At 35.9% G+C, this 16,451-nt stretch carries 10 protein-coding genes; 6 read left to right on the plus strand and 4 right to left on the minus strand.

Annotation, left to right across the window (positions count from 1 at the left end):
- Positions 1–2 precede the first annotated feature (2 nt).
- The 4 genes from BHU68_RS16120 to tssH form a co-directional block, all read right to left on the minus strand.
- The gene (locus BHU68_RS16120; RefSeq protein WP_069472306.1) at positions 3–2,090 is read right to left on the minus strand and encodes a type VI secretion system Vgr family protein; all 2,088 of its coding nucleotides are present in this window, start codon (positions 2,088–2,090) and stop codon (positions 3–5) included.
- Positions 2,091–2,142: 52 nt separating this feature from the next.
- A complete protein-coding gene (locus BHU68_RS16125) occupies positions 2,143–2,658 on the minus strand; it encodes an Hcp family type VI secretion system effector (RefSeq protein WP_069472307.1) in 516 nt (171 codons plus the stop codon).
- A 431-nt stretch (positions 2,659–3,089) separates the two neighbouring features.
- Positions 3,090–4,589 (minus strand): sigma-54-dependent Fis family transcriptional regulator, encoded by a 1,500-nt coding sequence (locus tag BHU68_RS16130; RefSeq protein WP_069472308.1) that lies wholly within the window; start codon positions 4,587–4,589, stop codon positions 3,090–3,092.
- Positions 4,582–7,137: a type VI secretion system ATPase TssH gene (tssH, locus tag BHU68_RS16135; protein ID WP_069472309.1), complete on the minus strand. Its 2,556-nt coding sequence runs from the start codon at positions 7,135–7,137 to the stop codon at positions 4,582–4,584. The genes BHU68_RS16130 and tssH overlap by 8 nt, the downstream gene beginning before the upstream one ends.
- 8 nt (positions 7,138–7,145) lie before the next feature.
- On the opposite strand from tssH, the gene BHU68_RS16140 reads away from it, so the two are divergent.
- The 6 genes from BHU68_RS16140 to tssA are packed head-to-tail and all read left to right on the plus strand — an operon-like array spanning position 7,146 to position 16,349.
- Positions 7,146–8,129, plus strand: a complete 984-nt coding sequence (locus BHU68_RS16140; protein ID WP_069472310.1) for a type VI secretion system-associated FHA domain protein — start codon at positions 7,146–7,148, stop codon at positions 8,127–8,129.
- 16 nt (positions 8,130–8,145) lie between these two features.
- On the plus strand, positions 8,146–9,453 hold the full coding sequence (gene tssK, locus BHU68_RS16145) for a type VI secretion system baseplate subunit TssK (protein WP_069472311.1): 1,308 nt from the start codon (positions 8,146–8,148) through the stop codon (positions 9,451–9,453).
- Complete coding sequence (icmH, locus tag BHU68_RS16150; RefSeq protein WP_069472312.1) at positions 9,443–10,657, plus strand: type IVB secretion system protein IcmH/DotU; 1,215 nt, start codon at positions 9,443–9,445, stop codon at positions 10,655–10,657. Before tssK ends, icmH begins: the two co-directional genes overlap by 11 nt.
- A 2-nt stretch (positions 10,658–10,659) precedes the next feature.
- Positions 10,660–14,292, plus strand: a complete 3,633-nt coding sequence (tssM, locus tag BHU68_RS16155) for a type VI secretion system membrane subunit TssM (protein ID WP_069472313.1) — start codon at positions 10,660–10,662, stop codon at positions 14,290–14,292.
- Entirely contained in the window at positions 14,293–14,832 is a 540-nt protein-coding gene (gene tagF / locus BHU68_RS16160) for a type VI secretion system-associated protein TagF (RefSeq protein ID WP_069472314.1), read from the plus strand.
- Positions 14,829–16,349: a type VI secretion system protein TssA gene (gene tssA / locus BHU68_RS16165; protein WP_069472315.1), complete on the plus strand. Its 1,521-nt coding sequence runs from the start codon at positions 14,829–14,831 to the stop codon at positions 16,347–16,349. The genes tagF and tssA overlap by 4 nt, the downstream gene beginning before the upstream one ends.
- Positions 16,350–16,451 lie beyond the last annotated feature (102 nt).

The raw sequence follows: 16,451 nt of genomic DNA on the forward strand, positions 1-16,451 counted from the left end.
TATTATTTACCACATGTTGCACAAAATGGTGTGCCATTCTTAGCCGCTTCTTTTAACGTTAATTTTTGAGCCATTAGGGTTGGAAAATCTAATGCTATGGCTTCCCAGACTTTTTCTACTGGGGGAACTTTAAATTGTTCTCCGGGTTTGGCATTGTCGGCTTCTTGAGGTTGTTTTGGGGTTTTGGGTTTGGCTGCTTTGATTTTGCCAGCAGAGCCGCCACTGTTGATTTTTATCATTGGACCCTGAATTGTTACGCCGCTGGCGTTTATTCTTACAAAGCTGCCTCCAGCATTTAGGGTAATGTCCATGCCGGCATCTATGACTATTTTTTGTCCTGCTTTGAAGTGAATTTGCATTCCAGTGTCATTGAAATAGCCTTTGCCTATTTTTTCATGGAGGCTTTTTTTAATTTCACTAGATTGATGTCCAATTACTTGGGTAGTGTCATTGCCTTTTACTGTTAGATTATTGTTTTTTTCTATTAGGTGTTTGGCGTTTTCTTTGACTGTTAGGTTTTGGTCTTTTCCAATGTGTTCTCTGCGGTCATTTTTTATTCGCAGGTCATAATCTTTTTCGGCATGAATAAATACTTGTTCTTTGCCTTTTTTGTCCTCTAGGCGAATTTCGTTAAATCCTCCTCCGCCTTTTGAGGAGTTGGATTTTATGGTGCTTTTGGTTTTTTCTGCTGGTAACGGATATGGAGGTTTATTAGTTCCATGATAAACTCGTCCTGTAATAATTGGTCTATCTGGATCACCTTCAAGAAAGTCAACTATAACTTCTTGTCCAACTCGCGGAATATACATCGCGCCCCAGCTTCTGCCAGCCCATAATTGGCTTACTCTAATCCAAATTGAGCTGTTCTCATCCATTCTGCCTTCTCTATCCCAGTGAAATTGGACTTTAATTTGTCCATGTTCGTTGGTATAAATTTCCTCACCTTTGGGTCCAACTACAAATGCTGTTTGGCTGCCTTCGACAACTGGTTTAGGGGTAATTATATCTGGGCGGTAGGGAACTTCAAAGGGAATACATTCAAAACTACTAGAAAAAGTGGTACCACCTTCTCCGGCGGTTTCTTCGAGAACTTGTGGTTGGTTGCCTGATACTTGGTGTTGAGTAATTAAATATTTGTTATTAAAAGAATCTCTAGGGTATTCTTCCATGCTAAAGAAAAAACCAGCGGCAAATTGTGTACAAGTAGTTGCGCCATTAGCAACTTTTTTAACTGTTTGATATTCTTCTAAGCGTACTTTGGCTAGATGTTTGCCACGTTCAGGCTCTTCAAATTTACCCGGATAATCATAAACTTCTAAATCTTTATTTTTAGTGGCGGTTTGTTCGCCTTTTAAGTTTAATGCGGGTTTTTTAAAGTTGTAATCTTTTAAACTTACTTTGCCTGAAATGATCTCTTGAGTATAATTAAAACTATAAATATGTGCTTCATCGGCAACTTGCCCGGGGCGAGGTTCGTGGAAAATTATCTTATTTTCTCCCTGAATCGCTAGATGAGCCGATGAACTATTCCCCATTACTAAAATATGTTTATTGTCTTGATGTTCAAAAAAGTAAAAAATTCCTTCTTCTTCAAGCAGACGACTAATAAAATCAAACTCTGATTCCCGATATTGAACACAATATTCACGTTTAGGAGGCTCATTTTTTAACACAAAACGATATTCATCACCCGGCACACCTAATTCATTCAGAATTTTTTGAACAATATCACGCACACTCATTTTTTGAAAAATGCGGCAATTATGTCGGTGCATTAAGTACCATATTTTAGGCACTAATGTGATGTTATAAGTAGTAAAACGCAAACCACTAATAGCTTGTTCAAAGCGGCTGATAATACCATGAAAATAACGTGGTTCTTCCTCTTCATACTGTTGTAGAGTTAAGGAACCTGCTTGCCCAACAATTGCTTCAAAGTCTAATTCATCATTTTCCGCCACTAATTCTAAATCAATGCTGAATAGTTGAGAAATTCCCTCAGTGACTCCAAAACTAACTACACGCAATTCGTCATTAGAACCGCTTAATGTAAATAGATAACGTTCAATATTGGCTGGTAAAGTTTGCATATCAGTAGGGGCAATCCCTTGTGGATGCCCTTATTAGTTAAAATGTTAATATTTAAGTCTTAGGTGCTCGCCAGTCATCGCTACCTTCGGTTCCGGCTACTACATGTTTCCATACAATCTTACGATATGTCATACAAAGGGTTTCTTCATGATCCCGATAATCCAAGCTAACATCAGTAGCTAGTGTCATATCTCCTTCTATATTAATAAGAAGTGCATCTGTAAGTGTGTGGGTAAAGTAGTGTTCTTGAGTACCATCCATTGTGGTACGATACCATTTAATTTCGACTTCTGTCAATCGTTCACCACTGCATAAAGCTTGAAACAACAAAGGAGATGCTTTGTCATAGCGTTTCTTAAAGCATAGTGGTTTATGTACCCGTTGTCCAGTAGGTTGACCAGTTTGAGGATCACGAGGAATCATTAATTCGTGATTAAATTGAATCACAGTGCTTTCATCTGTATGATCTTGTTGATATTTGTTACCAACACTTTCTGGGGTATTACAACCTGCGGTGATAAGACCTTGCTTGGATCCAGTGATTGTTATATAAGCAACTTGAGGCATTGTTTAGCTCCAATTTATGAAATATTGAGTCAATAGGTTTAGCTATATATGTGCCAATTGGTCTATTTTGTTATATATATTTGAATTTAATGCTAAATTAGCACATTGTAATTTAATCCTATATTTATTTAGTGAGAAAATTTTTGCGCACTAAAATCAAAAATATGGATTTTGTCTGAAATTAATTTCATGTTAATTAAAAGCTAACACCAATATTTTACTGCTATTTATGATGTATATATATCAGCACTTTTTACAAGTGAGCAAAATTTTGCTCAGTGAGAAAATTTTTGCTCACTAGACCTGACAGGTTTTAAAAACCTGTCAGGTCTGATAATTTTTATAGTTAGTTAATGACCTAAAGACCTGACAGGTTTTAAAAACCTGTCAGGTCTGATAGTTTTTATAGTTAGTTAAAGGTCTGAGAGTTTTTATTTTTCTGAAAGTTTATAGAAACTAATTTTTCCTACTAAGCTTCGACGTGATATGTCTAATTCTTTGGCTGTGAGGGTTTGGTTCCATTGGTTGGTTTTTAGGGCTTTTTCAATTATTTGTTTTTCGTAGTTTTGCAGGCTTGCTTTTAATTTGGTTTTTGGAGTGACGCTTGTGTGTTTGCTTAGTTTTTTATCTAAATGTTCTGGCATGATGTTGTTGCCTGAGCAGAGTAATATTGTTCGTTCAATAATGTTTTGTAATTCTCGTACATTGCCCGGGTAGTCATAATGTAATAATATATCAAAGGCTGCTGTGGAAAAACTTGGTAATGCTTTGTTGTAACGTGTTGCATATTGCTTTAAAAAGTGTTGCAATAGGGCTGGTATATCTTCTTTACGCGCTCGTAGTGGTGGTAGTTCAATCGGAAACACATTTAGGCGGTAGTATAAGTCTTCACGAAATTGCCCTTCTTTAATTAGGTTTTCTAATTTGCAGTGTGTTGCTGTGATTATACGTAAATTTATTGTTTTAGTTTCTAGTGATCCTAATGGGCGTACTTGTTTTTCTTGTAATACTCGTAATAGTTTTGCTTGTAAGTTAATTGGCATATCACCAATTTCATCTAAAAATAAAGTGCCTCCATTTGCTGCTTCAATTAATCCAATTTTATCTTTAATTGCACCACTAAAAGCTCCACGCTTATATCCAAATAGTTCACTTTCTAAAAGGTTTTCTGGTAAAGCGGCACAGTTTTGGGTAATAAATGAACCTTTGTTGCGGTTACTATTTTTATGAATAGCCGCTGCTATTAGTTCTTTTCCAGTGCCAGTTTCTCCACGTATTAATACTGTTGCATCTGAATCTAAGACTTTTTCCATCAAATTAAAAACTTGTTTCATAGCGGCACTGTCGCCAATAAAAGTATCCCTCAAGTTGCTTTGTTTGGCTATTTTTCTTTTTAATTCAATATTTTCTGTTTCTAACAATTTAATCAAACTAGCATTTTCTTTTATTAATTGGGCATTGTCTAATGCCACCGCTGCTTGTGAGGCAAAGGCTTTGACTAAGTTTTCTAGTGTTTGTGGAAATGGCTGGATTTTTTTGTCAGGATGGTAGTTGATTAATTGTAAAATACCGCTGGTAATATTGGCATAACTACGTAGTGGCACTGTTAGCAGTGATTGGGTTTTATAGCCTATTTGTTGATCATATTCATATATATCACTAGTATCAAATCCAGAGTAATGATAAATATCAGCTATATTTATAAGTTTGCCGGAGAAGGCGCAATATGCGCAAATATTCTCCATATTATTTATTGAAATATGCTTTAAATCGTCAATGGAAACAGCTATTAATTGGTTTTGTGATACTTGTGGATACAGGTAGCGTTTGGTTTGATCAAGAACATAGAGCCGCCCAGCTTGGGCATTTGTGATTTGCCGTGCTGTGCTGACTATGTGATTTAATAGCTGGTTTAATTCTGGTTTAAACAATCTCAAAATCCCCGTTGTCGTCAATTCTAACTTCTAGTGTATCTGCTAAATTTTCTTGACTCATTTGTACTAACATTTCGTTAGCTAAACGGGGTAATAGGTTGCGGTTAATTATGTGATCAATGTTGCGAGCACCAGTTTCTACTTCGGTGCAGCGTTTAACTATTTGTTCTACTACTTGATCTTGATAAGTAAATTGTATTTTTTCTTGTAAGCGTGTTGCTAATTGTTCTAATTTAGTATGAACAATTTCAGCCATAGCTGTATGATGAATTGGCATAAATGGAACTATTTCCATACGCGCTAATAATGCTGGTTTAAAGTGCTTACTTAGGGTGGGACGTATTGCTTCTACTAATGTTTCTAATGATGGATTTTGTTCTTGGGAGCATGTTTGCGTAATTATATTATCAGCTAAATTGCTAGTTAGAAAAATGATGGTGTTTTTGAAATCAATAAGCCTACCTTCGCCATCTGATAATACTCCTTTATCAAATACTTGATAAAATAAGTTCATTACTTCTAAATCGGCTTTTTCGACTTCATCTAATAATACAACTGAGTAGGGTCTTTGGCGCACTGCTTCGGTCAATATTCCACCTTCGCCATAACCCACATAACCCGGTGGTGAGCCAATTAGGCGAGATACGGTATGTTTTTCTTGAAATTCAGACATATTTATGCTAACCATAAACCGTTCACCACCAAACAGTAAATCGGCTATACTTAACGCGGTTTCGGTTTTTCCCACTCCACTAGGTCCAACTAATAAGAATACTCCTAATGGGGCATTTGGATTATTTAATCCGGCTTTGGCTGCACGAATACCTTTATCAAAGGCGGCAATTGCATTATTTTGCCCCTTAATACGTTTAGCCAAATCTTGTTGAAAAGATAAAATTGATTGTATTTCATCCTTCACCATTTTACCAACTGGAATTCCAGTCCAATCAGCAATCACTTGATTAACTACTTCTGGTGTTACTTCATAGTGAATAAGTGGCTTATTGCCTTGAATTTCTGATAATGCTATCATAGCACTATCTAGTTCTGATTGATCTTTGCCTTTACGTAAATCCAGAACAGTATTTACTGCCGCTTGTTCTTTTTCCCAGCGTGGTGTGATTTGTTCTAGTTTTTGCTTGAGTTGATCTATTTTATCAGTTAGCTTGGTTGTAGATTCATCTTCAGTGCGTAAATGAGCTTCAATGTCCCTATTAATAGCAGCTAATTCTCGTTCTAAAGTTTGAATTTGACGTTCTAAATCATCTATATGTGCTGGTTTAGCGGTGATACTGATTTTAACTCGCGCTGCCGCAGTATCTAAAACATCTACAGCTTTATCGGGCAATTGACGACCAGTAATATAACGCGCTGAAAACTTAGCAGCGGCTACTACTGCATCATCGCGTATATAGATGCCATGTGCTTGTTCATATTTATCGCGTAATCCTCGTATAATAATTACTGCTTCTTCAGCTGAAGGTTCATCCAATTTGACCAGTTGAAAACGTCTAGCTAAGGCAGCGTCTTTTTCAAAATATTTTTTGTATTCTGACCAAGTAGTAGCGGCAATAGTACGAAGTTCACCTCTTGCCAGAGCAGGTTTAAGTAAATTAGCTGCATCACCGCCACCAGCTTGCCCACCGGCACCAATTAAGCTATGTGCTTCATCAATAAACAAAATAATTGGTTTAGCTGATGATTTGACTTCTTGAATCACAGATTTGAGGCGATTTTCAAATTCACCTTTCACACTAGCACCAGCTTGTAATAAGCCTAAATCTAGTCCATAAATTTCCACATTTTTTAGAACATCAGGAACATCACCTTCAACAATTTTAAGTGCAAGCCCTTCAACCACTGCGGTTTTACCTACACCAGCTTCCCCAACAGCTATAGGGTTATTTTTACGACGGCGGCTGAGAATGTCAATTATTTGGCGAATTTCTCGATCACGACAAAATACTGGATCAATTTTTCCAGCTCGTGCTTGTCCAGTAAAATCAATTGCATATTTACCCAAGGCTGTATCTTCGCGATGACGCTGTGTAGTTTTTTCAGCAGTAGCTTGTTCTTTAGAAGCTGCTGTGATATCTAAAAAATTGCGGCGCAAATCATCGCTAGGAATTTCTGTTAAAATATCAAAATAATCGGCTTGCCCATAGCGGCTAGAATTAGCAATTAAAGTGGCAATTAATACTCCAGAGCGAATTTCATCCAATTTCATTTCGACTGAAGCACGCATCCAAGCTTCTTGAATTAATTCTATCAATAAGGGTGAAAATACGGGCTTACTGGTATTTCCAGTTTTATTAATTTCTATGGCATGTTGTAAGCTTGTTTCAACTTTGACGAGATCAATATTATAATGATGTAATATCAGTTGAAAATCTCGATCCTGATCTTCAATCAACATAAGTAGTACATGCTCAATAGACACTTCATAATTACCACGAGTGAAACAAAGCCCAGCCGCGCCTTCCATAGAACGGGTGCAATAGGTATTGAGTCGATTGAATAAGGATCTTAAATCTATATTTAACATTTTTAATTATGACTATAAAATTTAGTATTGTGGAACCCCAAGATTTACCAGCTGATCAAATACCAATGATTAGCTTTGATACTGGCGGAAAAATAGGTAATGAAACTGCAAATGACTGGATATTACTTGATGATTTTGTATCACGTAAACATGCAACAATTCAATATAAAAATGATGCTTATTATATAATTGATCATAGCAGTAATGGTACTAGTATCCTCAGTATGGGTAATTCTGAACCTCAGTTTTTTCAAAATGAAGAACATCAATTAAATAATGGTGATATTTTATATATTGGTGATTATGATATTCAAGTGAATATAGAAGCTGATAAACTTGAACCACCAAAACCAAAAGCAAAACCCAAACCAACTAATAATGATGATTTTATCAAACCTATACCAGAGGTGTCAACAAATCGAAGCATACAAGAACAAGATTATGATATTATTCATGCGTTTTTAGAAGGTGCTGGCTTAGATTTGCCAATTGAAAAACTTGACCCTAATTTAATGAGAAATTTGGGTCAAGCTTTTAGAGAAACTATAGAAGGGCTTATTAAACTGGTTGAAGTAAGAAAAAAATTCAAATTTGCAAATGATATAGAAGAAACTAGATTTAATGGCAAAATGAATAATCCATTAAAAGTCATTCAAGATCCTAATATGGCTATAGAGATAATGTTGTTGCAACGTAAAGGCTATCTTCCAATGCTTGATGCTATTCAAGAGGGATTTGAAAATGTGGAAGCTCATTTGCTAGCTATGGGTGCGGGCATTATGGGTGGTTTGGACAATACTATGAAAGAATTTTCCCCTCAAAAAATAGAAAAAATTGTAGCACAACAAAATAAATTATTTAATTCAGATGGTTCTAAATGGAAACAATTTGTTCAACTTCATAATGAATTAGAAATCAACGATTTGCTGAGTAAAGCCTTGGCTGAAGCTTATGAAGAGCAAATAGCACGCTTGAATAGACGTAATTATTAAATTGTGAGGAAAAAATATGAATAATTCAAAAGTTGTTTGGTCTGAAGGTTTATTTATTCGTCCACAACATTTTCAACAACAAGATCGTTATTTTGAGTATTTATTAGAATCTCGTTGTAGTGGTTTGCGCCCTTATACTTGGGGAGTTGAGTCGCTTTCTATTGATCAAGAAATGTTGTCTTTAGGTAAGTTTGCTTTGCAAAAGTGTCGAGCTGTGTTACCAGATGGTATGGTTGTAAATATACCAGATGAAATTGCTTCTCCTTCTCCTATTGATATTGAAGATAATTTAAATAATGAAATTGTTTTTCTGGCTTTGCCGCTTAATAAGAGTAATGGTTTAAATCGTTATGCCACCAAAGAATCTTCAGTCGATGATATTAATATTAATGTTGCTCAGTTGCGTTTGCGTTTTGTATTAGAGCATGAGATGCGAGGTGAGTATGCTTATGTAGGAGTTGCTAAGATTAAGGAAGTTAGGGCTAATAACGTTATACTTGATGAGGATTTTATAGCACCTAGTTTGAATTGTCATGCCATATCTAAATTAAGTGGTTATATTAAAGAATTATTAGGATTATTGCGTTATCGAGGTCAGGCATTGGCATTACGTGCTACTGAGAGTGGACGTGGGCTTGCGGAAATTAGTGATTTTATGTTGTTGCAAACGGTTAATCGTTTTGAGCCGCTGTTGTGGCATTTTACTGAGCTTGCCACTATTCATCCTGAAAGTTTTTATCGTGAAATAGTGCAAATGGCGGGTGAATTTGCAACTTTTACTCATGATAATAAACGACCTAAGCAGTTTCCACCTTATCTTCATTATGATTTACAGGCAACTTTTAAACCAGTGATGGATGATCTGCGGCAAGCTTTGAGCCTAGAAATTGATCAAAATGTGTTTGCTATTCCCTTACAATATCGTGGACCGGGACAAGCTGTGGGTCTTTATGTTGCACCTATGGCAGAAACTATTGGTGAAATCAATGTGCATGATTTGCTTGATAAGGCGCATTTTTTGCTAGCTGTCAAAGCCAAGGTTTCTAATGAGGTATTAGTTAATGAATTTCCAAAACAAGTGAAAATTGGGGCTGTTGAGAGAATACAGCGTATGGTAAAATTAAATTTACCCGGAGTTAGAGTCATTGTGACACGCGCTGTACCTCGTCAAATTCCAATTCATGGTGGTTTTGTATATTTTGAATTGGATCAGGAAAATGATTATTGGAAAGATATGTCCAATTCTGGCGGATTGGCTATTCATATTGGAAATAAATTTGAGGATATTGAATTAGAGTTATGGGCAATTAAGAATGTACAATGATGATATAACGAAAATAAAACGACCAAGCCCGGGGAGGCGACTAAGACAACGATATTCTGCTCCTGTAGTGGTTAATAATGGGCTGAATTCTTTGATTCAGGCAGCAGGAACTTTGTTATCACTTGCTTCTCAGCTTAGTAACCAAATTCATGATCCCGGTGTGGTTCAGTTGCGTAAACAAATAGGAACGGAAGTTCAGGATTTTGTTCGCAAGGCTAGAGATGATGGTATTGATAATGAAAAACTCAATAATGCCAGTTATGCTTTATGTGCTTTTTTAGATGAAACCGTAATGGAAACTCCGTGGGGTGGGGATAGTTTTTGGTTAGAAAAACCTTTATTAGTTGAATTTCATGGTGATACGTGGGGTGGGGAGAAGTTTTTTGATATTTTGCAAGATGCTCGTGATGATCCATCTCGCAATTTAGACTTACTTGAAGTTATGTATTTGTGTTTAGCCTTTGGTTTTGAAGGAACTTATAAACTTGTTAAACAACATGAAGTAGAAAGAATTCGTCAAGATTTATATGATCAAATTCGCCGACATCGCGGTGAATTTGATCCAGAACTGTCACCTCATTGGCATGGAGTCGAAAAACGTGACAATTTAATACGTCATATCCCATTATGGTTAATTGCTGTTGTGATGTTTGCAAGTTTGGTTATGACTTATACAGGGTTTCGATATGAAATCACTAATAAATCTTATCCAGTTGATATTCAATTGCAAAACATTAAGCCAAAATTGATGTTGGTTAATTTACCGAATGTAGAAGAACCACCTCCTGCTCCTCCACCTGAACCAAAACCTTTTGATGGCGAATATAGAAGCTATATACTAAAATTTATCACTAGAGGTGATCGTTTAACAAGCTTACACAAAGAAGTTTTGCAGAAATTTATTGATCGTGTGAATGCTAATGGTGATTATAATAATATTGGGGTTAGAATTATTGGTCGTGCTTCGCCTATACCACCGGGTGCTGATGTTTATAATCAGAGATTATCAGAAAAACGCGCTCAGAGTGTACGCAGATATTTGAAGGGCAGACAAGACTATAAATTGCCCACAGTCAAAATTATTTCGGTTGAAGGCTTAGGTGCTTATAGAGAACCATTATTGCCTAGAGATGGTTATAATGAAACTTATAATGAAATTAATCAGTCTGTACAGGTTTTGGTTGTTAGCCAAGAAAAGGAATAATCATGTTTAAATTTCTTCAGAAAAAATGGGTAATTTTTTCTTTCATCGGTGTATTTGCCCTATCTTTGTTGGTTTGGTTTGCTGGACCTTTTTTAATTGTTTCATTAGGCGATTCTGTAAATCGCTGGCTGACTATTTTGCCTTTGTGGTTGATTTGGTTGACTATTGTATTATTATTATATTTTCGAGAACGCAAAAAAAGTAAAGAGATGGCAGAAGATATTGTTTCTGTCGCTGATGAAGAAATAGCCTCGCTGCAAAACCATTTTAAATATGCTTTAAAAACTCTTCGCCAAGCCAGTGGTAAAAAACGTTATGGTGATCAATATCTGTATGAGCTACCTTGGTATGTTATTATTGGACCACCCGGTTCTGGTAAAACTACAATTTTAAAAAATTCTAAACTTAATTTTCCCTTGGCTGATGAATTTGGACCAGATGCGATTCGAGGTGTGGGCGGAACTCGTGATTGTGATTGGTGGTTTACTGATGAGGCGATTTTACTTGATACTGCTGGTCGTTATACTACTCAAGATAGTGATGAGTCGGTGGATAAGCAGACTTGGCAAGGCTTTTTAGGTTTATTGAAAAAATACCGTAAACGCAGACCAATCAATGGTATTCTAATTGTGTTGAGTATTACGGATATCATGGCACCAGATGAATCAACCAATCATATTCGTGCGATTAGAAAACGTTTAACTGAATTAGATAAACAGCTTAAAGTTCGTTTCCCGATTTATGTGCTGTTCACTAAATGTGATCTGATGGCAGGTTTTATGGAATTTTTTGAGCGTCTTACGCCCAATGAACGAAGCCAAGTTTGGGGGATGACTTTTCCGCCTGAGCAAGAAAATGTGGTTAGACAATTCCCTGAAGAGTTTGATCAATTAATGACTAAGCTGAATACTCAATTATTGCAGCGGGTGGCAGAAGAAAGAAACTTACAGCGACGAGTTTTAGTTTATAATTTTCCAGCACAAATCATTTCTCTAAAAAAAGGGCTGAATGAGTTTTTACAAGGTTTATTTCGTCCAACTAGGTTTCAATCAGCACCATTTTTACGCGGCGTTTATTTTACTTCTGGCACTCAAGAAGGTTCACCTATTGATCGCATTATGAGTGCGTCGGTGCAAAGCTTTGGTTTAGAATCACACGCATTACCAGAACAACATGGTAAAGGGCGCAGTTATTTTGTTAATCGTTTATTTAAAAAGGTTATTTTTCCTGAGTCAGATATTGTCGGTTTAGATTTTCGCTTTGAAAAACAACGTTTATGGTTACAACGCGCTGCTATTGTTGGTGTGTCAGCAATCATTCTGTTAGGGGCTTATGCTTGGTGGGTAAGTTATGATAATAACCGCAGAGAGATAAGTAGTATTGCCAAAGATGTCAAACAATATTGCGCAGAAAGAGAAAACAGTTGCAAAGGTAAACATGAAAAACTAGCAAAAGTTGATTTTAAAGGGGTATTACCTGCTCTCGATAGTTTACAACATGCTGATAAAGTATATCCTGAAGAAGATAATATACCAATATCAATGCGACTTGGTTTATATCAAGGTTATCAATTAAAACCTTCGGCACATGATGCTTATGAGCGTGTTCTTAATGGAGTTTTTATGCGACATGTTGCTGTACATATATACAATCAACTGGCTGAATTTGATCAAAATGAGGAATTATTATATCAAAATCTTAAAGTTTATTTAATGCTTACAGAAAAACATATTAATAAGCTTGATCCAGAACTATTAGAACTATGGATGAATTATGAGTGGGAAAATTCCAACAATATTACTAAAGATGAACAAATACGCTTAGCTTCTCATTTAAAGACCAGTTTAAATAATATTATCCCTATTAAACAGACTGAAATAGCAGACACTAAATTAGTGGAAAAAGCACAAACAATATTACAGAAGAATGATCGTGCTTTACAAATATACTGGCAAATAAAGCAACTTGCTAAAGAGAATAAATTACCTAGTTTTAAGCTTAATAAAGAAGTTGGTGCATCAGTAAGCGAAGTTTTTTATAAGAACTATAATGATATACCCGGTTTGTTTACTTATGAAGGTTATTGTGGTTTCTTTAAAAAAGAAGTCAAACGTGTTGTCAAGGATCGCCTGAAAGAGAATTGGGTTTTGGGGCTTAAACAACAAAACCTGCTGAATAAAACTCAAACTAAAAAGCTGACACGAGATGTAGAAGAACTTTATTTTGATGAATATATCAAACAGTGGAAAGCATTAGTCTATGGAATGAAAATAATTTCACTGAAGGATATTGACAGTATGGTACGTATGCTTGATACAGCTTCGATACCTAATTCACCTATGCGTCGTTTATTGCAAAAATTGCAAAAAAATACTATATTGGTTTGTGAATCTGTTACTGATAAAATTGTTGATGATCAGGCACTAAAAATCGGTCAAGCATTAGGTAGTAGTACAGCAGCTGCTATATTGAATCGTAAACGAAGATTAGATCAAGCGAGAAAAAAGAAAAAAGACAAAGATATTGCTTTAGTGGTAGCAGATGTATTTGAACCGGTGTTTAAGCTAATTGAAGGAGAAAATTTTAAAAAAGAAGCCATTCATCCTTTATTAGAACAACTTGGTAAAGTACGTGATTTATTAAACAAGCCTTCTGAAGAGATAAAACGCACTAAACGTAATGATGCTATTAGTGATTTAAAACGTCTTGCTCAGAGAATGAAACTTAAATCGCCAGTAAAAGAGTGGGTGAATTATTTAATTATTCGTTCTAACTATTTAGCAAATAATATTGTTGATCATAGAGAAGCGACTGTTGCAGCACTGTTAGCCGCTGAAGAACGCGCACTAGCACGTCAAGAGACTGAAGCTGCACGTGAAAAGGCACGTAAAGAGGCTGAAGCTGCGGCAAAAGCAGCCGCTGAAGCAGCCGATGCGCGTGAAAAAGAACGTCAAGACAAACTTAACAAGCTAAATAATCAATGGCAATCTGACATTGTGGCTGAATATAATAAATTAAAGGGATATTATCCTTTATCCAAGCAAGGTGAAGATATACCTTTAGCAATATTTGCCAATTTTTTTGGAGCTGATGGAGTCTTAGATAAATTTTTTAATGATAATTTAAAAGCTTATATTAATAAGGCAAGTTGGCGATTTAGCGATAATCCATTAGCTTTATCTCGTGATGTATTAAGATTGTTTAGACAAGTAGATCTTATTAAAGATGCCTTTTTCCAAAAAAATTCAGAACCTTCTGTGAGTTTTTATATCAAACCACATTATTTGGGTGGTAATGATGTAAGTCAATTTAAATTGCTATTAGGTGAACAAGAATTTATTTATGCTTATGGTAAAATACGGGAAACTAAGTTAAAATGGCCAACTAATGGTGCCAAAGCAGAATTTATTACTGGCGAGCAATCACAAGTAGCAGTAGAAAAGTATGGTGAATGGGCATGGTTTAGAATGCTTGAGACATTGCAATTTGTTGATGGAAATAAACTAAGTTTTCAGAGTGAGGATGGAAATGCAGTAATGCGATGTAAAATGCGAGTTAATAGTATAGCTAATCCTTTTTATTTAGTAGATTCCAATGTATTGTCTTCATTCAACTTACCAGAACGCTTAAATTAAATGAATGGTTTTTATGGTAAATTACCTTGTAAAGGTGATTTTATTCGTAGAGGGTTAGCTAAAGATTTTGTGCAGCCTTGGGATACTTGGCTACAACAAGGTTTAGCTTGTAGTCGTGAACAATTGGGCAAAGATTGGGATGAATTGTATTTAGTCAGCCCTATCTGGCATTTTCTGCTAAGTGCAGGTTTGTGTGGTAGTTCGTCTTGGTTGGGCTTAATGATGCCTAGTGTTGATAAAGTTGGACGTTATTTTCCATTAACAGTGGCTATAAAATTACCATTTCAAATATCTGAGAATAGTTTAACTGATACTGCGATTGTAAATTGGTTTGCCCAAGCGGATGATTTAGCTCTTTCTACACTTGAAGAACCTTTTGATTTTGATCAATTTGTGTTAGATATATCCAAACTCAAGTTGGAGAATCTTGATGCAGCAAAATTTAAAGGTAGATATAGTATTTGGTGGGATGAGGAAAATAAAAGGATTTTATATAATGGATTACCACCGAAAAAATTTTTTTATGCATTTATATCATGACATTAGAAGAAATAGGAAAAACTGCCCTTAGTAAAGATGCGCCTGATCCAAAACAAGTGCAATATGAAAGTCCAGAATTTGAGAAATTAACTCAAGAAATTGCTAAGTTAAGCTCTCTTCATGGCGAAACTGTTGAGTGGCGCGATGTGATTGAAACCAGCACTATTATTATACGTGATAAATCTAAGGATTTAGAAGTTGTGACTTATCTTTGTCGTGGTTTATGGGAACGCGATGGTTATGCTGGTTTACGTGTTGGTTTTACTATTCTTCGAGATATTATTCAAGAATATTGGGACATCGCTTATCCGCCTAAGAAAAAAGCGAGAATGCGTGGTGGTAAAATCAGTTGGTTAGCTGATAGGGTTGGTAAACTATTACCTGATCATGAACCCAAAGATGAAGAAAAAGATACAATTAGTGCTTGTCTGGAGCTAATCAAAGAGATTGAAACTATTCTGAATGAGAAGTTAGGTGATAATGCACCTGTTTTAAGAGAATTGCGTGAACCATTTGAAACTTATCAGAAAAATTTCAGTTTTATAGCTAAAAAAGAAGAAGCACCCTCTCCTCCTACTCCTCCTGCACTGGATATTCCTGCTACTCAATCAGTAGCATCTGCTAATGACATTAAAAAAGCATTTAAAAGTTGTCATAGCACAGTCTATCAAGTAGCTAAGCTAAAACGTGCAGAGAAACTATCTGATCCGCTTCCTTATAGAATTTTACGTGTTTCTGCTTGGATGAGTATTGAAAAAATGCCATTTTTGCAAAATGGAAAATTTGTGGTTCCCGCTCCACCTCAAAATCAAATTCTTCAGTTATTAGAGCAACAAGAATATGCGACTTTAATTGAGGCAGTGGAAAATATGTTTGCAAATCCTGATGTGCAGCCAGCAAATGCTTATTGGTTGGATGCGCATCGTTTTACTGTTACTGCACTTGAGGCACTTGGATCACAATATGATAATGCAAAACAAGCTGTTATAGAAGAACTAGCAGCATTTTTGCGGCGTTTTCCTAAACTTCCAGAATTGTGTTTTAATGATGATACGCCCTTTGCTGATGCTCAAACTAAGGTTTGGATAACTGAACAAGTTTTAATAACTAATTCACCAGAACCAGAACCAGTTAGTGGTGGTGGTGGTGAGAAGGAGCTTAAAACTCTTAAAGAAGCCAAACAGTTAGCCAGTCAAGGTAAATTTGCTGAGGGTTTGTTGGTATTGCAAAATGCAATACAATCGGCAAAAAACCAACGTGAAAAATTTGTTGGGCTGTTAGAACAAGCACGTTTTTGTTATGATATGGATCATGTTGAATTAGCAAAGCCTATGCTTGAATTTTTAGAACAACAAGTGGCGCGTTTTAATTTGGAAGAATGGGAACCCACGTTAAGTGTAGAAGTGGCTCGTTTATTATTGATGTGTAAAGATACTAATAGGCAATTGTATGCACGTTTGTGTAGATTGGATGTTGCATCCGCCTTAACTTTAGAAAAGAATGTGACAAAAATATGATGTAAAATAATATTTGTAGGGTGGGTAGAGCGGCAGCGAAACCCACCGTTTCAGCAACATTCTACATTGGTGGGTTTCGCTGCCTGTCTCTTATACACATCT

The sequence above is a fragment of the Candidatus Marithrix sp. Canyon 246 genome, from assembly GCF_001723685.1.
In the GTDB taxonomy this organism is placed as follows: domain Bacteria; phylum Pseudomonadota; class Gammaproteobacteria; order Beggiatoales; family Beggiatoaceae; genus Marithrix.